General features: G+C 60.1%; 20 protein-coding genes. 7 read left to right on the top strand and 13 right to left on the bottom strand.

Annotated features, from left to right (window positions below):
* The first annotated feature begins 167 nt into the window (after positions 1–167).
* Entirely contained in the window at positions 168–797 is a 630-nt protein-coding gene (locus ACR0MO_RS13545) for a LysE family translocator (protein ID WP_480874249.1), read from the top strand.
* 1 nt (position 798) lies between these two features.
* Here ACR0MO_RS13545 and ACR0MO_RS13540 read toward each other — a convergent pair whose 3' ends face one another.
* Complete coding sequence (locus ACR0MO_RS13540) at positions 799–972, bottom strand: hypothetical protein (RefSeq protein ID WP_170520607.1); 174 nt, start codon at positions 970–972, stop codon at positions 799–801.
* Between the two features lie 324 nt (positions 973–1,296).
* On the opposite strand from ACR0MO_RS13540, the gene ACR0MO_RS13535 reads away from it, so the two are divergent.
* Both ACR0MO_RS13535 and ACR0MO_RS13530 read left to right on the top strand, forming a co-directional pair.
* Positions 1,297–1,836 (top strand): adenine phosphoribosyltransferase, encoded by a 540-nt coding sequence (locus ACR0MO_RS13535; protein ID WP_170454211.1) that lies wholly within the window; start codon positions 1,297–1,299, stop codon positions 1,834–1,836.
* A 169-nt stretch (positions 1,837–2,005) separates the two neighbouring features.
* Positions 2,006–2,488 (top strand): fasciclin domain-containing protein, encoded by a 483-nt coding sequence (locus tag ACR0MO_RS13530; protein ID WP_170454213.1) that lies wholly within the window; start codon positions 2,006–2,008, stop codon positions 2,486–2,488.
* Between the two features lie 38 nt (positions 2,489–2,526).
* On the opposite strand, the gene ACR0MO_RS13525 is transcribed toward ACR0MO_RS13530, so the two are convergent.
* The 11 genes from ACR0MO_RS13525 to coxB form a co-directional block, all read right to left on the bottom strand.
* Complete coding sequence (locus ACR0MO_RS13525; RefSeq protein ID WP_480891728.1) at positions 2,527–3,942, bottom strand: FAD-binding oxidoreductase; 1,416 nt, start codon at positions 3,940–3,942, stop codon at positions 2,527–2,529.
* 38 nt (positions 3,943–3,980) lie between these two features.
* Positions 3,981–4,799, bottom strand: a complete 819-nt coding sequence (locus ACR0MO_RS13520) for an MBL fold metallo-hydrolase (RefSeq protein ID WP_170520600.1) — start codon at positions 4,797–4,799, stop codon at positions 3,981–3,983.
* Positions 4,800–4,959: 160 nt separating this feature from the next.
* Entirely contained in the window at positions 4,960–5,544 is a 585-nt protein-coding gene (locus ACR0MO_RS13515; RefSeq protein WP_170454219.1) for a GNAT family N-acetyltransferase, read from the bottom strand.
* Positions 5,544–6,806 carry a M16 family metallopeptidase gene (locus ACR0MO_RS13510; protein WP_480891725.1) on the bottom strand — a complete coding sequence of 421 codons (1,263 nt, stop codon included), beginning with the start codon at positions 6,804–6,806 and terminating at the stop codon, positions 5,544–5,546. Before ACR0MO_RS13510 ends, ACR0MO_RS13515 begins: the two co-directional genes overlap by 1 nt.
* Positions 6,803–8,191 carry a threonine synthase gene (gene thrC, locus ACR0MO_RS13505; RefSeq protein ID WP_480891722.1) on the bottom strand — a complete coding sequence of 463 codons (1,389 nt, stop codon included), beginning with the start codon at positions 8,189–8,191 and terminating at the stop codon, positions 6,803–6,805. Before thrC ends, ACR0MO_RS13510 begins: the two co-directional genes overlap by 4 nt.
* Entirely contained in the window at positions 8,188–8,865 is a 678-nt protein-coding gene (locus ACR0MO_RS13500; protein ID WP_170454224.1) for an SURF1 family protein, read from the bottom strand. The genes thrC and ACR0MO_RS13500 overlap by 4 nt, the downstream gene beginning before the upstream one ends.
* A gap of 156 nt (positions 8,866–9,021) precedes the next feature.
* Positions 9,022–9,837 carry a cytochrome c oxidase subunit 3 gene (locus ACR0MO_RS13495; RefSeq protein ID WP_170454227.1) on the bottom strand — a complete coding sequence of 272 codons (816 nt, stop codon included), beginning with the start codon at positions 9,835–9,837 and terminating at the stop codon, positions 9,022–9,024.
* 22 nt (positions 9,838–9,859) lie between these two features.
* Positions 9,860–10,435, bottom strand: coding sequence for a cytochrome c oxidase assembly protein (locus ACR0MO_RS13490; RefSeq protein ID WP_170454229.1), 576 nt, complete (start codon positions 10,433–10,435; stop codon positions 9,860–9,862).
* Positions 10,435–10,596 (bottom strand): hypothetical protein, encoded by a 162-nt coding sequence (locus tag ACR0MO_RS13485; protein ID WP_170632917.1) that lies wholly within the window; start codon positions 10,594–10,596, stop codon positions 10,435–10,437. Before ACR0MO_RS13485 ends, ACR0MO_RS13490 begins: the two co-directional genes overlap by 1 nt.
* Positions 10,593–11,549 (bottom strand): heme o synthase, encoded by a 957-nt coding sequence (gene cyoE, locus ACR0MO_RS13480; protein ID WP_170454233.1) that lies wholly within the window; start codon positions 11,547–11,549, stop codon positions 10,593–10,595. Before cyoE ends, ACR0MO_RS13485 begins: the two co-directional genes overlap by 4 nt.
* 85 nt (positions 11,550–11,634) lie before the next feature.
* Positions 11,635–12,546 (bottom strand): cytochrome c oxidase subunit II, encoded by a 912-nt coding sequence (coxB, locus tag ACR0MO_RS13475; protein ID WP_170454235.1) that lies wholly within the window; start codon positions 12,544–12,546, stop codon positions 11,635–11,637.
* A 176-nt stretch (positions 12,547–12,722) separates the two neighbouring features.
* Here coxB and tldD point away from each other — a divergent pair, with 176 nt between their 5' ends.
* From tldD to topA, 3 genes are all read left to right on the top strand, one after another.
* Positions 12,723–14,144, top strand: coding sequence for a metalloprotease TldD (gene tldD, locus ACR0MO_RS13470; protein ID WP_170520590.1), 1,422 nt, complete (start codon positions 12,723–12,725; stop codon positions 14,142–14,144).
* A gap of 238 nt (positions 14,145–14,382) precedes the next feature.
* Positions 14,383–15,516, top strand: coding sequence for a DNA-processing protein DprA (gene dprA, locus ACR0MO_RS13465; protein WP_170520587.1), 1,134 nt, complete (start codon positions 14,383–14,385; stop codon positions 15,514–15,516).
* A 163-nt stretch (positions 15,517–15,679) separates the two neighbouring features.
* Positions 15,680–18,307, top strand: coding sequence for a type I DNA topoisomerase (gene topA, locus ACR0MO_RS13460; protein WP_480626810.1), 2,628 nt, complete (start codon positions 15,680–15,682; stop codon positions 18,305–18,307).
* Here topA and ACR0MO_RS13455 read toward each other — a convergent pair.
* On the bottom strand, positions 18,304–18,888 hold the full coding sequence (locus ACR0MO_RS13455) for a TetR/AcrR family transcriptional regulator (RefSeq protein WP_480626811.1): 585 nt from the start codon (positions 18,886–18,888) through the stop codon (positions 18,304–18,306). The genes topA and ACR0MO_RS13455 overlap by 4 nt on opposite strands.
* Before the next feature lie 65 nt (positions 18,889–18,953).
* Between ACR0MO_RS13455 and ACR0MO_RS13450 the strand changes: the two genes are divergently transcribed.
* Positions 18,954–19,382 carry a VOC family protein gene (locus tag ACR0MO_RS13450; RefSeq protein ID WP_480891718.1) on the top strand — a complete coding sequence of 143 codons (429 nt, stop codon included), beginning with the start codon at positions 18,954–18,956 and terminating at the stop codon, positions 19,380–19,382.
* Positions 19,383–19,469 lie beyond the last annotated feature (87 nt).

Below are 19,469 nucleotides of genomic sequence, written 5' to 3'. Positions count from 1 at the left end.
TGACTCCGCCGAATGCAGTGATGCCCTTAGTCTGGGGGCCGGTTTGCCAGATTCAAGAAACATACGCCAAGCTTAATCTAGGGTTAATGTTGTGGCGCTCACAGCAAAACTCTTGACCCCAGCGCGCCAAATGGGCTTGCTGCGGTTTGCACAAAACCGGGTGAACCATGTCTTTCGAACTCTGGCTGGCCTTTGTCGCCGCATCAACTGCGCTGCTGCTGATCCCTGGACCAACGGTGTTGCTGGTCCTCAGCTACGCGCTGTCCAAGGGGCGCAGCGTCGCCGTGGCCTCGGCCACCGGGGTTGCGCTGGGTGATCTGATTGCAATGACGGCCTCGCTTTTGGGGCTGGGCGCGCTGGTTCTGGCCTCGGCGACGTTATTCACCGTCCTGAAATGGGTCGGAGCGGTCTATCTGGTCTGGTTAGGGCTAAAGCTGCTGCGCAGCGCACCGTCTGGCGGATTGACCCCGGTAGAGACCGGGCGCGATGTAACCGCCCGAGGCGTCTTTGGTCACGCTGCCGCAGTGACCGCGCTGAACCCCAAATCCATTGCGTTCTTCATTGCCTTTGTGCCCCAGTTCCTGCGCCCCGCCGAGCCTCTGGGTCCGCAATTCGTTATCCTGATCGGCACATTCGTCGGCCTTGCCGCGCTGAATGCGCTGGCCTATGCGCTGTTGGCCGACCGGTTGCGCGTGATGATCGGACGCGCGGACGTGATTACCGCCCTGACACGCGCCGGAGGGATCGCGCTGATCGGAATGGGGATCGCAACCGCGGTACTGCGCCGTCCCGCCTGACCTATTCCTCGGCGTTTTCCTTCATGAAACCGCGAATAAAGCGGCGGATTTCGCGCGCTGCCGAGGTGTCGAGCTCTTTGCACAATTCAACAAAAGCATCGCGTTCATCTTTGTCCAGACGCAAGACCAACTGACTGTTTTTCTTGGTGGAACCCTTACCGTCTTTCTTTGCCACGCGTCTTTTTCCCGTCTGAACCTTGAATCTCTTTGCGATGCAATGTATATACATGGCATAGAGGTTGTAGATATCGGGCACATAACAACAAAAATAGGATTATGGCAATGAACCTTCATACTGCTCAGGCATTTCTTTTGCGAGATCAGCGCAACTGGCGCAAACCACACTTGTCGTGGTTGCCCGCTGCGCTGTACCGATATTACGGTTTGCCGAAGGCGTCCCCGGACCGCCGCAAATAGGCGCAGGCGGTATTCTTTTCTTGCATGACTGACCCCGATGGGCCAAACAGCCCGGCGTGTTTTGACGCCAAAGGGTTGCCTCATGTCCAGAAACAAGACGGTCAAAGATTACATCCGGACCATCGTCGATTTCCCCCATGAAGGGATCATGTTCCGCGATGTGACGACCCTGTTTGCCGATCCCCGCGGGTTTCGCATGGCCATCGACCAGATGCTGCACCCCTACGCGGGTGAACGGATCGACAAGGTTGTGGGGCTGGAAGCGCGCGGGTTCATTCTGGGCGGTGCCATCGCGCACCAGCTTAGCGTCGGTTTTGTGCCGATCCGCAAAAAGGGCAAACTGCCCGGCACCACCATCAGTCAGGATTACAAATTGGAATACGGCGAGGCGATTGTCGAGATCCACGATGACGCCATTCTGCCCGGCGAGAAAATCCTGGTGGTCGACGACCTGCTGGCGACAGGCGGCACTGCGGCGGCCGGGATCAAGCTGATCGAACGTCTGGGTGGCGAAATCGTTTCTTGCGCTTTCATCATCGACCTGCCCGAGCTTGGCGGGCGCAAGGTTCTGGAAGAGATGGGCATGGATGTGCACATCCTTTGCGAATTCGAAGGTCTTTGACCCAAACAAAATCACATATTTTTTAGTGGAAATCTGAAATGGCTCGGGCTTAGCCCGGCTTCGCCAGTTTTCAAGCCAATTCTTTGCGCGTTTCATGTGATCTGTTCCATGCGCCCCGCGTATCCCGGTTGATGCTGCTGAGAGCATCCCAAACCAGGGAGACTACGTTATGTTTCGCAAATTCGCCGCCGTCAGTGTTGCTTCGATCCTTCTGAGCACATCCGCCATGGCCGATGGCCACGGCAAAGACATTGTCGACACCGCCGTCGCCGCCGGAAGCTTTGAAACCCTTGTTGCAGCTGTTCAGGCAGCCGAGCTGGTGGATACGCTGAAGGGCGAGGGCCCGTTCACCGTGTTTGCCCCGACCGATGAAGCCTTTGCAGCGCTGCCCGAAGGCACGGTTGCGGACCTGCTGAAGCCGGAGAACAAAGATCAGCTTGTGGCGGTCCTGACCTACCACGTCGTGCCGGGCAAAGTGATGTCGGGCGATCTGTCCGACGACATGACCGCTGCGACCGTTCAGGGTGGTGACATCACCATCGATCTGGATTCGGGCGTGATGGTCAATGACGCCAACGTTGTTCAGGCCGATATCGAGACAAGCAACGGCGTGATCCACGTCATCGACAAGGTGATCCTGCCTGCGTCCTAAGCACTATTCTTCACGGCCCGGTCCCGGCTGGGCCGTGATCACATCTTTAGAACAGCGCCCGGGTTCATGATGCCCTTTGGGTCCAAAGCCGCCTTGATCGCCCGCATGGCAGACAGTTTCGTCGGTTCAGAGAAATGCTCAAGATCCTCTGTCTTTAGCCGACCTATCCCATGCTCCGCGCTGACAGATCCTTCGAACGCATGCACGAGATCGTGCACCGCCTGTTTGACCAGCATGCGGTCTTCGGCAAAATCTGCCCGGCTCTGCCCCTTGGGCGGAAAAACGTTGTAATGCAGGTTGCCGTCGCCCAGATGACCAAAGCAGTTGATCCGAAACGGCCCCAGCGCCCCGATAATCTCAGCCCCATGCTGAATGAACTCGGGGATCGCCGAAATCGGCACTGAGATGTCGTGGCTCGAGACTGAACCGATCAAGCGATTTGCTTCGGGGATGTTTTCCCGCACCGCCCAAAGCTCCTGACGCTGCGCCTCGCTTTGCGCGATCACCCCGTCATTGACCAAACCCCTTGCACTCGCAGCGCTGAACAGGGTTTCCAAAGCGTCATACGGGTCTTGCCCGGCAGGCAGGCCCAGCTCGATCAGAACGGACCAGTCCGGCGGCGTGTCAAACGGATGGCGCACATCCGGCAACACCTCGGTCAAGAAGTCCAGCCCCTGCCTGTGGATCAACTCAAACGTACTGACCGTCTCGCCCACCTGATCGCGCGCCACGCCAAGCAGATCAATCGCGGCCTCGGGTGATGCAACTTGAAAAATCGCCGTCCCGGTCGCCGCAGGGCGCGGAAACAGTTTCAGCGACGCCGCCGTGATGATCCCCAACGTGCCTTCGGACCCGATCATCAAATTGCGCAGATCATAGCCCGTGTTGTCCTTCCGCAACCGGCTGAGACCATGCCAGATCTCACCGCTTGGCAGCACGGCTTCAAGCCCAAGACACAGATCGCGGGCGTTGCCATAGCGCAGCACATTGACCCCACCCGCATTGGTCGCAAGATTGCCGCCAATCCGGCATGACCCCTGCGCCGCCAATGCCAGAGGAAACAACCGGCCGGCCGCCTCGGCCGCCGCCTGCACATCGGCCAGCACAGCGCCCGCTTCGGCGATCATGACATTCTCGGTGGGATAGACCTCACGTATCGCGGTCATGCGTTCCAATGAGATCACCAACGGGGTCGGCCCGTCAGGCATCACCTGCCCCCCGACCAGACCTGTACCGCCGCCATAGGGCAGAACGGGCACCGCCTGATCGGACGCAAGCCGGACCAGAGCGGAAACCTCTTCGACCGAATGCGGCAAAGCCAACAGACCCGCCTGCCCAGCAAACCGACCACGCGGTTCTTCCAGATATCGCTCTGAAATCGGGCGCAGCACATCGATCCCCACGGTTGAGCGGATCAGGTCTGCAAGATGGTCATCAGCGGGGTTCAGGGTCATTGCTCTTCATTGCCCAAGGTGCACGGCACCCACAAGCCTTATTCCAGATCAATCAGATATTCCGGCTCAAGCACCACAACGGTTGGCCGGTCAGGCAATGTGCGCAAAGATACGGTGATTTCGGACGTGCCTTCACGCACAACAGGGAACTCATCACGGATATCGACCAGAAACCGATCCAGCGAGAAACTGGAAAACCAATGCATCGGGATGATGACCGAGCTTTTCAGCCGCCTCAGCACCGAAATCATGTCGGGCAATGGCATTGTCGTACCCCCATCCACCGCCGCCATGACCACGTCCAACCGCCCCAGCGCCGCGAATTGCTCGTCCGAGGGCACGTGGTGCAGATGCCCCAGATGACCGATGCACAAGCCCTCAACCTCGAAGACAAAGATCGAGTTGCCCTGTTCCTCCACCCCGCCATAGACCGAGCGGATGTTGGTCGAAACATTGCGCACCAGCATCTCACCCAGATCGAGGTAGTGATCGATGCCCTGACCGAACTCGCCCCATCCCGGCAGAACATGCGGGATCGCGGGGTCCGGGTGGGCCGTCCAGTGGGTGCTGTGGGCGTGGTTCATGGTCACGATGTCCGGGATCAGGTCGGCACCACCAATGAACCCGGTGAAATCCGTCACTGCGTTCAACCCGCCACGAGTCTGGATCAGAAACGACGCATGGGCGACATAACTGATCCGGACCGAAAACTCAGGCACAGGATCCTGCCAGGCCGCCTTGTGGATATACGCGATCCCCGGAGCTGCATCCGCAATGGCGATGCAATGGCTCGGCCGCCGCTCTTGCGCTGCAGCCCCGCCCGAAATCACCATCAATGCCGCAACCAACCAGCGCATACCCAGAGTGTAGCGCAGAACGCCCCCAAGTCATGCGCTTTAGTTGTGCATGTCCGAGCGGCACAAATCAGGTGCCAACTTTTGTGCGACATGCCCCTTGTTCATCTGGCCAAAAATATCCCAGGGGAGTCGCGGCCTGCCGCGACGGGGGCAGAGCCCCCTACCCTGCGTCCGTCTTGCCGCGCCGATCCGACCGAAGGCTCGCGTACAGAACATGCGTCCGCCATCGCCCATTGATCTGCAAATAAGACTGCGCCACGCCTTCATATTTGAACCCCGAGCTTTCTAACAACCCCCGAGAGGCCGCGTTTTCCGGCAGACAGGCCGCCTCGATCCGGCTCAGATCCAAACGCGTGAAAGCGTGATGAACAACCGCCCCAATGGCCTCGCGCATGTAACCACGGCGTGCGAATGCCTGCCCGGTCCAATACCCCAGCGTGCCCGCTTGCGCCGGGCCGCGACGAATATTGTCCAGCGTGATTGCGCCTAACAGCACGTCATCTTCACGCCGGAACAGGAACAGCGGAATGGCGGTGCCGCTGGCGACCGAGCGCTGCGCCCAGTACACGCGATTGGTAAAAGATTTCCGGCTCAGATGGTCCTTGGCCCAGATCGGCTCCCACGGGGTCAGGTAGTCTTTCGAGGATCGGCGCAGCGCGGTCCAGTTGTTGAAGTCGGAATGGACGGGCGGGCGCAGGCTCAGGCGCTCGGTTTCGAGTTTCAGCTTGCGTCTGCCCAACAGCATCACGCCGCACGCCTCTCCTGCAATTCCGCCAGCAACGGCGCGCCCGAAACGGGGCCATACAGCGCCAGCGCCGCAGGGGCCTGCACTGCCATCTTCTCGGCAAAGGCACGCACATCTTCAGTGCTGACAGCATCGATTTTGGCGACCGTATCCTCAAGCGAAGGCACCCGCCCCCAGATCTGTACCAGCCGCGCCAGACGTTCGGCGCGGTTCGACGGGCTTTCCAGCCCCATCAGCATCCCGGCCTTCATCTGGGCGCGTGCGCGGGCGACCTCTTCGGGGCTCATGTCCTCGGCGGCGCGCTTCATCTCATCGATAGTGATCGTCGCCAGTCCCGCCACCTGATCCGCCGAAGTTCCGGCATAGATCGTGGTCGTTCCGGTATCGGCATAGGCCCCGGTCTGGGCAAAGATCGTGTAGCACAGCCCGCGCGTCTCTCGCACCTCCTGAAACAGCCGCGAGGACATGCCGCCGCCCAGAGCGGTCGAATAAATCTGCGCCGTATAGATCGCATCGTCGCGATAGCCCGGGCTTTCCAGCGCCAGCGCGAAATGGGCCTGCTCCAGCTCTTTCTCCTGCCGCGCCTCACCGCCGGTGAAACGGGCCGCTTCGGGGATCAAACCCTTGCGCGGTTGCAGATGACCAAACATCTCTTCGGCCATTTTCATCAGCGCATCGTGATCCACGGCACCCGCCGCGGACAGGATCATCTGCTCGGGTCCGTAATGCTCGGCCACGAACCCCGACAGATCCTCACGCGAGAACGCGCTGACCCGTTCGGTTGGTCCCAGTATGGTCCGGCCGAGGGGCTGATCGTGATAGCTCTGCTCCTGCAACCAGTCAAAGATCACGTCATCAGGCGTGTCATAGGCCTGACCGATCTCCTGCAGGATCACACCGCGTTCAACCTCGATCTCGCGCGGGTCGAAAACCGGGTTCAGAACGATGTCGCCGATCACATCCATCGCCAGCGCCACATCGTCTTTCAGCACACGCGCGTAATAGGCCGTGACCTCGCGCGAGGTATAGGCGTTGATATAGCCGCCCACATCCTCGATCGCTTCGGCGATTTGCAGCGCGGATCGACGCTCGGTCCCCTTGAACGCCATATGCTCAAGGAAATGCGCGATGCCGTTCTGTTCGATCCGCTCATGCCGCCCGCCGGCGGTCACCCAGATACCGATGGCCGCCGATTGCAGCCCCGGCATATGTTCACTGACGATACGAAAGCCGTTCTTCAGCTGGTCCTGTCTGACTGTCACTCAGCAATATGCCTTCTGATATGATCCTCAAGGGCACCCAGATCATTGGCAATCCGCGTCACCCGTTCCGGACGTTCATACAGATCAGACATGCGGGATGGAAGAGGCGGATGTTCGCCGCTCGCCGTCTCGACCGCTGCCGGGAATTTCGCCGGGTGTGCGGTGGCCAGAGTGATCATCGGCACGTCCGCCGCGCGGTGATCCTCGGCCACCTTGATACCAACAGCCGTGTGCGGGCAGACCAGCTCGGCGCTACGGGTCAGCGTGGATTTGATCGTCGCCAGCGTTTCCTCCTCGGACACGCGACCAGAGTCGAAATTCTCGCGCAGCGCCTCCATCGCGCCCTGACTGACGTTGAAGCCGCCATTCTTGAGTTCATCCATCAACTGCGCCACAGCGCTGCCATCCTCGCCATAGGCGTAATACAGCGCGCGCTCAAAGTTCGAGCTGACCTGAATATCCATCGACGGGCTGATCGAGGGGATAGTGTCGCCCTTGAAATACCCCTCGCCCGAGAGGCAGCGATGCAGGATGTCGTTCTGGTTCGTCGCCACCACCAGACGGTCGATGGGCAGGCCCATGCGTTTGGCGATATAGCCCGCGAAAACGTCGCCGAAATTGCCAGTGGGCACGGTGAAACTGACCTTGCGATGCGGCGCGCCCAGGCTTGTGGCTGCCGAGAAATAATACACCACCTGCGCCAGCACGCGGGCAAAGTTGATCGAGTTCACACCGGCCAGCTTGACCCCGTCACGGAAGTCGAAATCGTTGAACATATCTTTCACGGCGGCCTGACAATCGTCAAAATCGCCATCTACGGCCAGTGCATGAACATTGCTGTCGGCGGGTGTCGTCATCTGACGGCGCTGTACCTCGGACACGCGGCCATGCGGGAACAGGATGAACACGTCCACCGCGTCCAGCCCCCGGAACGCCTCGATGGCGGCCGAGCCGGTATCGCCGCTGGTCGCGCCCACGATGGTCACACGGTCGCCGCGCCGTTTCAGGGCGACCTGGAACAGCTGACCGATCAGTTGCATGGCGAAATCCTTGAAGGCCAGCGTCGGCCCGTGGAACAGCTCCAGCAGGAAGTGGTTCTCGTTCAACTGCTTCAGCGGCGCGCGGGCGTCGTGGCCGAAACCTTCATAGGCACGGGCGATGATGTCCTTGAACTCATCCTCGGCAAAGGACCCGCTGACATAAGGCCACATCACCCGGAATGCGATTTCCTCATAAGGCAGCCCGGCCAGCGCTGCGATCTCATCCTGCGACATCACCGGGATCTCGGCGGGCAGGTACAGGCCACCATCACGGGCCAGCCCGGTCAGCATCGCCTCTTCAAAACTCAGTTCGGGCGCCTGCCCACGGGTCGAGATGTATTTCATGTCGCGTCACTTTCAGAATTGGCACGGCTGCGCCACAGGAAGTACCCGGTCATCGCGGCCCAGACCAGAGCCAGACCAAACCAGGTGATTGCATATTGCAGATGATCATTCGGAATGCCGGTCGTGCTGACGGGCAAGGGCGTGATGCCGGGGTCGGTTTGCGACCGGGCGATCAGCAAGACAGGCTCTGCCCCCAAAGCAGCGGCCAGATTGGGCACGTCGCGGGCGAACCAGATGTTGGCGTCGATATCAGCCTCGGGCGTGTAACTGTCGATCTCGTCGGGCCAGTGCAGATTGCCGGTGATCTGCATAGGCCCGGTCAGGCGGTCGGTCTGTTTCGCCGTGGTCGGCACAAATCCGCGATCTACCAGAATGGTCCGGCCCTGCGTGCTGAAGGACTGGATTATGCGGTACCCTGCCCCGACCTGTTTGACCGAAACCAGAACGTGAATCTCCCCCGGCTCCAGTTCGCCCTCGACGACGACCGGCAGATATTTGTCAGCGCCTTCAGACGGTTGCTGCGGCAGCGCCACAGGGTCGGCTGAAATGCGGCTTTCAATCTCGGACAGCACGCCCTGTTTCCATGCCAGCCTTTGCACCTGCCACACGCCCAGCGACACCAGCACGGCCAGACCGGCAAGGCCGAAGATCAGCAGAAACAAAAAGCGGCGCATGGCGGGGGCAAACCTCATTGCAGGAACCGGCGTCTTGTTAAGGGCGGCGCGGGCCGGATTGCAACCACGCAATTGTATCGGGCGCAATCTTGCGCCCCAGACAGAGAAAAAGCCGCCCCGAAGGGCGGCTTTTGCAATTGGATCACCTGACCGGTGTTACATCAGCGGGGCCTGGCCCCAGATGTAGACGGCGAAGAACAGGAACAGCCAGACGACGTCAACAAAGTGCCAGTACCAGGCGGCAGCCTCGAAACCCACGTGCTTTTCAGGGGTAAAGTCACCCTTGAGCGCGCGGATCAGACAGACCGACAGGAAGATCGTGCCGATGATCACATGCGCGCCGTGGAAACCGGTCGCCATGAAGAAGTTCGAGTAGAACTGGTCGCCGCCAAACTTCCAGTCCTCATGCGCCAGCAATTCATAATATTCGAATCCCTGCAGCGCGGTGAAGGCGATGCCCAGAACGATACCGATGGCCAGACCGTTGATCAGCGCCTTGCGGTCATTGTCGTGCACCAGCGCGTGGTGCGCCCAGGTGATCGCACAGCCCGACAGCAGCAGGACCAGAGTGTTGATCAGCGGCAGGTGGAACGGGTCAACCGCATGGATATCCGGCTGGATGTATTCAGTGCCTGCATAGTCGTACATCGGGTACATGCGATGTTTGAAGAACGACCAGAACCAGGCAAAGAAGAACATCACCTCGGACATCACGAACAGGATGAAGCCATAGCGCAGGCCGATGCGCACGACCGGCGTGTGATCGCCCTGGCGGCTTTCGACCACCACTTCGGACCACCAGGCGAACATGGTGTAAAGAACAGCCACCAAACCGGCCCAGAACATCCATGGCGTGATGCCGTGCATCCACAGGACGGCTCCGAACAGCATCACAAAGCCCCCAATCGCGCCGACAAGCGGCCAGATTGAGGGGTTCAGAATGTGGTAATCATGGTCTTTTGCGTGTGCCATCAGTGTCCCTCACCTAAAGGCGTTAGTTCGTGTTTGTATCGGTCTGCGCGTCCAGGGCGGCAAAGCCCTCGGGCAGGTCAATTTCGTAGAATGTATACGACAGAGTGATCGTATGCACATATTTCGCTTCCAGATCCTCGACCATCTCGGGATCGACGAAAAAGCTGACGGGCATCTCTACCCGCTCGCCCGGTTGCAGCACCTGTTCCTCAAAGCAGAAACAGGCGATTTTCTGGAAATAGCCGCCGGCCGAATAAGGCGCCACATTGTACGACGCTTGCCCGGCGATGGGTCGGTCGGTCGGGTTGTAGGCCTCATAAAAGGCCAGCCCGGTCTCGCCGATGCGCACTTCCATCTCGCGCTCGACGGGTTTGAACTCCCACGCCATGCCCTTGGCCTTTGAGGCATCAAAGCGAATGGTGACGGTGCGGTCCAGAATGTCTTCGGGGGCCGCTTCGGCCACGCCGGTGGTGCCGCCAAACCCGGTGACGCGACAGAACCAGTCGTAGAAGGGGACAGCGGCCCAGGCGAGGCTGCCCATCAGGACAACCACACCCACCGTTTGTGCAACCGTCTTCTGCGGGCCGGTCAATGCCATCAGTTCTGAACCTCCTCAGTCGCCATGCCAAAGTCTGTGCCCGACACTTTCACGACCGTCAGGCCAAATATGATCACGATGAACGCCGCCAAGGTCAGGCCGACCCCAAGGTTGCGGCCAAAGCGGCGTTGATGCAGTTCGTGGCTTTTTCGCAGGCTCATGACCAGCCCCCCAAACCGTAAGGTTTCAGCAGTGCTTCGACCAGAATAGCCCCAAAATGCAGGAAGAGGTAGAGCAGCGAAAGCTTGAAGAACCCACGCTCGACCTTGAAGTTGTCTGCCTCGGAATCGTCCTCGGTCCGGCGCGCGATCTGCCATGCGCCGCGCAGGAACAGCGCGTTCAGCACCAGCGCGACGGTCAGATAGACCGGGCCGCCAATGCCCGAGAAGGACGTGCCGACTGCCAGCAGGGCCAGCAGCACGGTGTAAACCAGAATATGCCAGCGTGTTGCGCGACGACCATGCGTGACGGTCAGCATCGGCACGCCTGCGTCGTCATAGTCCGAGCGCATGAACAACGCCAGCGCCCAGAAATGCGGCGGTGTCCACATGAAAGTCAGGGCAAACATCAGCCAGGGCTCGATCGACATCGACCCGGTTGCCGCAACCCAGCCGATCACCGGAGGGAACGCACCCGCAGCGCCGCCGATCACGATGTTCTGCGGCGTCGTGCGCTTCAGCCACATCGTATAGACGACCACGTAGAAAAAGATGGTGAAGGCCAGAAACGCACCCGCGAACCAGTTGGTCGCAAGGCCCAGCATGATTACCGACAGACCGGACAGGGCCAGCCCAACTGCCAGCGCCTCGCCCTCTTCTACCTTGCCGGAAGGGATCGGGCGGTTCTTGGTGCGCTTCATCACCCTGTCAATATCCGCGTCCCACCACATGTTCAGCGCGCCCGAGGCTCCGCCGCCGATGGCAATGAACAGGATGGCGCAAAAACCCACGAAGGGGTGCACCGCAACCGGAGCTGCCAGCAGACCGACCAAGGCCGTGAACACGACCAGAGACATGACGCGGGGCTTCAGCAGGGCGAAGTAATCGCCAAAGCTGGCCTCATCCGCGTGCGCCTGTGCGGTCGTTGCGCTGGCATTGATGCTTGCGTCGGTCATTCCTGGTCCTTTTGCGGCGAAAGCTGCGCGATCCACCGCGCAGCTGGCTGTTTATTGCAGACAGGTCGCCCTGCCCGCACAGTGCTTAGTTCGAAGCAACCTGATAGCTTTGCGGCAGGCCCGCATATTCGTCGATCGCGCCTTGCAGCCACTGTTCATAGGCCGCTTCGCTGACGACCTTCACAGTGATCGGCATATAAGCGTGGTCCTTGCCGCACAGTTCCGAGCACTGACCGAAATAGATGCCTTCCTTGTCAGCCTCGAACCACAGCTCGGCCAGACGTCCGGGCACGCCATCCTGCTTCACGCCGAAGGACGGAATGGTCCACGAATGGATCACGTCCGAGGCGGTGACTTGCATCACGATAACTTTGCCAACCGGAACAACCACGGCAGTGTCGGTGGCCAGCAGCCACTCATCATCGCTATAGCCCGAGTCGGCCAGCTTGGCGCGCATCGCATCGTCCAGCACGAACGGAGTGACGTCTGCATCCGCAGGCCGCGCACCTTCGTCCAGCGTGGCCGGATGACCCAGCAGATAGCTGTCAAACGCGAAATCGTGATCGACATATTCATAGGTCCAGTACCACTGGTTCCCGACCACCTTGATGGTGATGTCGCCTTCGGGAATCTCTTGCTGCTTGAACAGCACCGGCAGCGAGAAGGCACCGATAAAGACCAGAATCAGGATCGGGCCCAAGGTCCACGCAATCTCGACCGGGGTGTAGTGCGAGAACCGCGCCGGGGTTGGATTTACACGCTGGTTGTAGCGCACGATGCAGTAAACCAGCAGTGCAGCCACAAACACGCAGATCAAGGTGATGATCACCAGAATCATCGTATCCAACTTGTGGATGCCTTCGGCAAGGCTGGTGGCCGCAGGCTGGAACCCAAGGCCGCCATCGACCGGCTTGCCAATAATCTCAAGCTCCTGAGCCATGGCGGGAAGGCTGGAGAGGGCTGTCATAAAGCCCGAAAGCATCAAAGCATTCTTCATGTTCTGTCCTGATCGTTTGATCTTTGCGTCCCTGGCGAAAAGGTGTGAATCGGTCGCACCTCTCCCGTTGTCTTTGGCCGCGTTAAAAACCATATTCCTGCTGGTAGATAAAGCAAAATGCTTGCGTCAAACAGACGCTATTTTTGATCTGGATCAAATCCGAAAGGTCCCAACCCATGGCTCAAGCCCCGTTTCGCCCCTTTGAAAACGCTCTGCCGCATGACGAAGCGCTGTCTATACTGCAGTCCGCGACAGCCGGGGCCGAGGACGGAGAGCTGTTTGTCGAGCGGCGAAAATCCGAGGCTCTGGTCTTTGATGACGGGCGTTTGCGCACCGCATCCTACGATGCGTCCGAGGGGTTCGGCCTGCGTGCGGTGCAAGGCGAGGTTGCCGGATATGCCCATTCGACCGAGGTTTCGATCCCGGCACTAAAGCGCGCGTCCGAGACCGCACGACTGGCCGTTGGCGACGGTGGCGGCACTCTGGCTGATGCCCCGCGCGCCACCAATACGCGGCTTTACACGGACGAGGACCCCATCGAATCCGCCGCCTTTCCGGTGAAAATCGAAACCTTGCGCGAGATTGACGCCTTCGCCCGCGACCTTGATTCCCGCGTCGTGCAGGTCAGCGCCTCGATCAGCGCCGAGGTGCAAGAGGTCGAGATTCTGCGCCCCGATGGTGTGCTGGTGCGCGATGTGCGCCCGATGACACGGGTCAATGTCTCGGTGATTGTCGAACAGAATGGCCGTCGTGAAAGCGGCTCGGCCGGCGGTGGTGGGCGCATTGGCCTAAGCGGACTGCTGGATCCGACCGATTGGCAGGACAAGGCGCGCGAAGCGTTGCGAATCGCTCTGGTCAATCTGGATGCGGTCCCTGCCCCGGCTGGCGTGATGGAAGTGGCGCTTGGCCCCGGCTGGCCCGGCATCCTGCTGCACGAAGCCATCGGTCATGGGCTTGAAGGCGACTTCAACCGCAAGGGTAGTTCTGCCTTTGCCGGGTTGATGGGCCAGCAGATCGCCTCGAAGGGCGTCACGGTGGTCGATGACGGCACGATCTCTGACCGTCGCGGCTCGATCAGTGTGGATGATGAAGGCACGCCCAGTTCGCGGACCGTGTTGATCGAAGACGGTGTGCTGACCGGCTATATGCAGGACCGCCAGAACGCGCGCCTGATGGGCGTTGCGCCCACCGGCAATGGGCGGCGGCAAAGCTATGCGCACAAACCCATGCCGCGCATGACCAACACCATCATGCTGGGCGGTGAGGCTGATCCGGCCGCGCTGGTGGCCGATATCAAGGACGGTATCTGGGCCGTTGGCTTCGGGGGCGGTCAGGTGGATATCACCAACGGCAAGTTCGTGTTCTCCTGCACCGAGGCGTATCGGGTCGAAAACGGCAAGATCGGCGCGCCGGTCAAAGGGGCCACGCTGATCGGGGACGGGCCGTCGGCGCTCAAGCGGATTCGGGGGCTGGGCAATGACATGGCACTGGATCCGGGGATGGGCACCTGCGGCAAGGATGGCCAATGGGTTCCCGTTGGGGTCGGTCAGCCCACGGTTTTGATGGATGGTTTGACGGTCGGTGGCTCGGCCGCCTGAGTCGGACGAACCAGTTATTCGGAAGGCGCAGGGTTAACCTGCGCCTTTCTTTTGGCTTCGTGTCAACGCGTTCCACCGATTGACAAAAAATTCACTGCAGATTTAGTTTTGTTAAATTTCAACAGTTTAGCGAATGTTCTTGCCATTTCTCGAAAGAGATTGCGTATAATTTTCCAAGATTCACAGGCTGTTAACCCGCGCAATCGTAAACCAGTTCTGCAATCAGGCGGAGCATCGGATGACCGAAGAGCAGCTTTCTTCCAATCACCCCCCACTCCCACCCACCACGGAAGAGGACAGGTTTTCCTGGCTCCGTCTGTTGCGCTCGCGCAAGGTTGGTCCGGCGACGTTTCGTCGGCTTCTGCGCGAACATGGCTCGGCGCAGAATGCGCTGGCCGCGCTGCCGGAAATGGCACGCGCTGCCGGAATTGAAGGGTATGAAATTTGCCCCCCCGGCGTGATTGAGGCGGAGCTCAAGGCCGCAAAAGCCGCAAAAGCGCGGCTTTTGTGCCTTGGGTCCGCCGATTTCCCAGATGCCTTGAACGATTTGTCCGACGCCCCGCCGATGCTGTGGGCGATTGGGGATACGTCCGTCCTGAAACGGCGGTCGATTGCCATGGTCGGCGCGCGCAATTGCTCGTCCCTGGGGGCCCGCATGGCGCGCGGGCTGGCGAAAGAGCTTGGCGAGAAAGGGTTCGTCATCGTCTCGGGGCTGGCCCGAGGGATCGATACGTCCGCACATTTGGCCTCGGTCGATACCGGGACGATTGCGGTTATGGCCGGTGGTGTGGATGTGATCTACCCGGCTGAGAATACGGATCTTGCACGGGACATTGCCGAAACCGGCCTGCGCCTGTCCGAACAACCCATCGGCGTGACCCCGCAGGCGCGGCATTTTCCGCGCCGCAACCGGATCATTTCAGGTCTGGCGCAAGCGGTTGTGGTGGTTGAAGCCGCAGCCAAATCCGGCAGCCTGATCACGGCCCGCGACGCTTTGGATCAGGGGCGCGAGGTTCTGGCCGTGCCCGGACATCCGTTTGATGCACGCGCCGCGGGGTGCAATCTGCTGATCCGCGACGGGGCAACTTTAGTGCGCTCGGCGGAGGATGTGATTGACGCCTTGCCACCTGAACACGCCGAGATGTTCAGGGAACCGCTCTCCCCGGTTGCACCCGACCCAAAGCCAGCCTCCAACCCTGCCGCGCTGCATAACGAAATTCTGATGCGGCTGGGGCCCTCACCCATTGCCGAGGACCAGTTGATCCGAGACATCGCCGCGACCGCAGGGGAAATCGGCCCCATTCTGGTCGATCTGGAACTGGATGGGCGGATTCAACGCCAACCCGGCGGTCTTCTGTCCTTGGCCGGTTGACGCCAAAGTGGCGACAAAACGGGCCGTTAGCCCACCGGAAGACGCACCAAATCGACGCGCCCCCGCCGGTGACCAAAGGAACGCATTGACAATTCGATCTTGCCGCACACATTTTGCACGGCCATACAAAGCGCAAAGCCCGTCGAGCGAGGATTCCTCTTAAATGCCCGTAGTTGTTGTAGAATCTCCGGCCAAAGCAAAAACGATCAACAAGTATCTTGGCCCCGACTACACGGTTCTGGCCTCATACGGTCATGTTCGCGACCTGCCGCCCAAGGACGGATCTGTCGATCCCGACCATGAATTTTCGATGAAATGGGAGGTTGGAAATGACAGCCGTAAGCATGTCAAAGCCATCGCCGACGCGCTGAAGGAAGACAACGCGCTGATCCTCGCCACCGACCCCGATCGCGAGGGCGAGGCGATCAGCTGGCACCTGCAAGAGGCGCTGACCAAGCGCCGCTCGATCAAAAAGGACACACCGGTCAGCCGCGTCACCTTCAACGCCATCACCAAAGAGGCAGTGACCGAGGCGATGCAGAACCCGCGTCAGGTCGACATGCCGCTGGTCGAGGCGTATCTGGCCCGTCGCGCGCTGGACTATCTGGTGGGCTTCAACCTCTCTCCGGTTCTATGGCGCAAACTGCCGGGTGCCCGGTCGGCAGGCCGGGTGCAATCGGTCTGCCTGCGCCTGATCGTCGAGCGCGAGATGGAGATCGAGGCGTTCAAACCGGTTGAATACTGGTCCGTGCGCGCGCTGTTCGAAACACCGCGCGGCCAGACCTATGAGGCGCGTCTGGTCACTCTGGCCGGGAAGAAACTGGATAAGCACGATCTGGCCAATGCCACGCAGGCGGAACTGGCGGTTCAGGCGATCACCAGCCGTGCGCTGAGCGTTACCTCGGTCGAGGCCAAGCCTGCGGCCCGCAACCCCAGCGCGCCCTTCATGACCTCAACCCTGCAGCAGGAGGCCAGCCGCAAGTTCGGCATGGGCGCACGTCACGCGATGCAGGTGGCGCAGCGGTTGTATGAGGCCGGATATATCACCTATATGCGGACCGACGGCATCGACATGGCGCCCGAGGCTGTAGCCGCCACGCGTGAGACAATCGCGGATCGTTATGGTTCCGAATATGTGCCAGACAGCCCGCGCATGTATAAGAACAAGGCCAAGAACGCGCAGGAAGCCCACGAATGTATCCGCCCGACGGATATGTCGCGCGACGCCAAGGCACTGAAAGTCACGGATGAAGATCAACGCAAACTTTACGATCTGATCTGGAAACGCACCATTGCCTGTCAGATGGCCGCTGCACGGCTGGAACGCACAACCGTCGAGATCGGCAGCGATGACGGTCAGGTCGGCCTGCGCGCCACCGGTCAGGTGGTGCTGTTCGACGGATTCATGCGCGTCTACGAAGAAGGCCGCGACGATGTGGCCGACGATGACGAAAAGCGCCTGCCGCAGATCATGCAGGGCGATCCGGCGCGGTTCGCCAAGGTGTCGCTGCGTGATCAGTTTGCCAAAGCCGAAGATAAAGCCGCCATTCTGTCCGACAACGAAGCCGTGCTGGCGCTGCAACATCACACTCAACCGCCCCCGCGCTATACCGAGGCCACGCTGGTCAAGCGGATGGAGGAATTGGGGATCGGTCGCCCCTCGACATACGCCTCAATCGTGACAACGATTCAGGACCGCGAATATGTGCGCAAGGACAAGAACCGGCTGATCCCCGAGGAAAAGGGCCGGATCGTCACGATCTTTCTGCTGAATTTCTTCCGTCAGTATGTGGGCTACGAATTCACCGCCAATCTGGAAGAAGAACTGGATGATGTCAGCGCCGGTGACCGCGACTATAAGGACCTTCTCGGCAAGTTCTGGCGCGACTTCTCGGCTGCGATTGGTGAGACGTCGGAACTGCGCATTTCGGAAGTGTTGGACAGGTTGGACGAAGCGCTTGCGCCTCAGTTGTATCCGCCGCGCGAGGACGGGTCCGATCCGCGTGTCTGCCCGAAATGCGGCGTGGGCCAGTTGCACCTGAAAACCTCACGCACCGGCGGCTTTGTCGGTTGCGGCAACTACCCTGAATGCAACTACACCCGTCCCATCGCAGGTGAAGGGGCCGAGGGCGAGGAACGTCTGCTGGGCGAAGATGCGGGGGACGAGATCTGGCTGAAATCCGGACGGTTCGGCCCATATGTTCAGCGCGGCGAACCAACGCCCGAGAACAAGAAACCTCCGCGCGCCTCGCTGCCCCGCGGGTGGAGCAAGGATGACTTGGATCTGGAAAAGGCGCTGACCCTGCTGTCCCTGCCCCGCCAGATCGGCGAACACCCCGAGGGCGGTATGATCACCTCGAACTTTGGGCGGTTTGGGCCTTACCTGATGCATCAGCTGGCCGACGAGGCCAAACCGGTTTACGCCAATCTCAAAGACCCCAACGATGTGTTCGAGATCGGCATGAACCGCGCCGTTGAGCTGCTGGCCGAAAAACGCGCCAATCCGGGGCGCGGTCGCCGTGCAGCCGCCAAACCCTTGAAGGAACTGGGCGAGCACCCCGATGGTGGCGCGATGCAGGTCCTGGACGGACGTTATGGGCCCTATGTGAAGTGGGAGAAGGTGAACGCCACCATTCCCAAGGACATCAAGCCCGAAGACGTAACGCAAGAGATGGCCATCGAACTGGTCAACGAGCGGGCGGCGAAGAAGGGCACCAAGAAAAAGGCGGCCCCAAAGAAGAAAGCCGCAGCGAAGAAGACGACCAAGAAGACAACGGCCAAAAGCTCTTAACTGCGCGTTGCGGCCTCGATCAGTCGGGTCATGACCTGAACATAAGGCTTTTGCGGTTGTCCTTGGGCAATGGCCAATGCTGCGCGGTCGTAAGCGGCCGACAAGACGTCGGACAGCGCCTCAAGTTCAGCGGATTCAACTTGCGGCAACGCCGCTGCAAGCCCCTCGTGCAGACTGCGGCGGCCGCCGCCTGCATCGATGGCTGCCATTTCCTCGTGTCCCAGCACGGCGGGGCCGTCAATCAGTAACAAACGAGCCCGCCCGGATACACGCATGGCCTGAAAGAACGCCATGCTGCCTGCAGTCATCGGCGCCTCGCCCGCGGACTGTGCGCTTTTGTCGATCGCTTGCGCCAAGGCTTCAGCCTCGGCCCTAACAACAGCGCGGAAGAGGTCCTGCTTGTCCGTAAAGTGATGGTACAGCGCGCCACGCGTGACATTTGCGGCGCGCACGATCTCGGGTGTCGACGTGTCCGCATACCCTTTTTCAACAAACAACGCGCGGGCGTATGAAATCAGACGGGCACGCATCGCTGCGCGACGATCTGCATTCGGTATGGGTGTCGTAGTTTTTTCTTGCATACATACAGCCTGTATGTTTATTTCAACATACATACAGATTGTACGTAAATTTGAAGGAGCGCAACATGAAGACCACACAATATTACCCCGTCATCCAAACAAACGACGTGCAAGGCACTGCCGAGTTCTATCAAACTCACTTTGGGTTCAGCCCTGCCTTTGCCGCCGACTGGTACGTTCACCTGCAATCCGACACGGACCCCAGCGTCAATCTGGCGATTCTGGATGCCCATCACGACACTATTCCAGCCGCTGGGCGTGGATGTGCAGCCGGGCTGATCCTGAATTTTGAAGTGGCCGACGCAGCAGCTGAATACGAGCGTCTGACCCTCGCTGGTCTGCGAATTCTGAAACCGCTCTGCGATGAAGATTTCGGTCAACGGCACTTTATCGCTGCTGACCCCAATGGGGTACTGATTGACGTGATCACCCCGATCCCGCCCTCTGCCGCCTTTGCGGAACAATACAGCGCAGATGCTTTGCCGACCGGGTAGAAATACCTACGCGCTTTGGTTTCATTGACTTCCCAATGACGTGGCGGCACAACCTGCGGCATCACCGTGTCATTGGGGGAGTTTTCC

Source organism: Ruegeria sp. K5 (assembly GCF_056531805.1).
This window is presented reverse-complemented; position numbering and strand designations above follow the sequence as displayed.

Coding starts and splice junctions, on each gene's coding strand:
- ACR0MO_RS13545 (WP_480874249.1), top strand. CDS start 168: ATGTCTTTCGAACTCTGGCTGGCCTTTGTCGCCGCATCAACTGCGCTG.
- ACR0MO_RS13535 (WP_170454211.1), top strand. CDS start 1,297: ATGTCCAGAAACAAGACGGTCAAAGATTACATCCGGACCATCGTCGAT.
- ACR0MO_RS13530 (WP_170454213.1), top strand. CDS start 2,006: ATGTTTCGCAAATTCGCCGCCGTCAGTGTTGCTTCGATCCTTCTGAGC.
- ACR0MO_RS13525 (WP_480891728.1), bottom strand. CDS start 3,942: ATGACCCTGAACCCCGCTGATGACCATCTTGCAGACCTGATCCGCTCA.
- ACR0MO_RS13520 (WP_170520600.1), bottom strand. CDS start 4,799: ATGCGCTGGTTGGTTGCGGCATTGATGGTGATTTCGGGCGGGGCTGCA.
- ACR0MO_RS13515 (WP_170454219.1), bottom strand. CDS start 5,544: ATGCTGTTGGGCAGACGCAAGCTGAAACTCGAAACCGAGCGCCTGAGC.
- thrC (WP_480891722.1), bottom strand. CDS start 8,191: ATGAAATACATCTCGACCCGTGGGCAGGCGCCCGAACTGAGTTTTGAA.
- ACR0MO_RS13500 (WP_170454224.1), bottom strand. CDS start 8,865: ATGCGCCGCTTTTTGTTTCTGCTGATCTTCGGCCTTGCCGGTCTGGCC.
- ACR0MO_RS13495 (WP_170454227.1), bottom strand. CDS start 9,837: ATGGCACACGCAAAAGACCATGATTACCACATTCTGAACCCCTCAATC.
- ACR0MO_RS13490 (WP_170454229.1), bottom strand. CDS start 10,435: ATGGCATTGACCGGCCCGCAGAAGACGGTTGCACAAACGGTGGGTGTG.
- ACR0MO_RS13485 (WP_170632917.1), bottom strand. CDS start 10,596: ATGAGCCTGCGAAAAAGCCACGAACTGCATCAACGCCGCTTTGGCCGC.
- cyoE (WP_170454233.1), bottom strand. CDS start 11,549: ATGACCGACGCAAGCATCAATGCCAGCGCAACGACCGCACAGGCGCAC.
- coxB (WP_170454235.1), bottom strand. CDS start 12,546: ATGAAGAATGCTTTGATGCTTTCGGGCTTTATGACAGCCCTCTCCAGC.
- tldD (WP_170520590.1), top strand. CDS start 12,723: ATGGCTCAAGCCCCGTTTCGCCCCTTTGAAAACGCTCTGCCGCATGAC.
- dprA (WP_170520587.1), top strand. CDS start 14,383: ATGACCGAAGAGCAGCTTTCTTCCAATCACCCCCCACTCCCACCCACC.
- topA (WP_480626810.1), top strand. CDS start 15,680: ATGCCCGTAGTTGTTGTAGAATCTCCGGCCAAAGCAAAAACGATCAAC.
- ACR0MO_RS13455 (WP_480626811.1), bottom strand. CDS start 18,888: ATGCAAGAAAAAACTACGACACCCATACCGAATGCAGATCGTCGCGCA.
- ACR0MO_RS13450 (WP_480891718.1), top strand. CDS start 18,954: ATGAAGACCACACAATATTACCCCGTCATCCAAACAAACGACGTGCAA.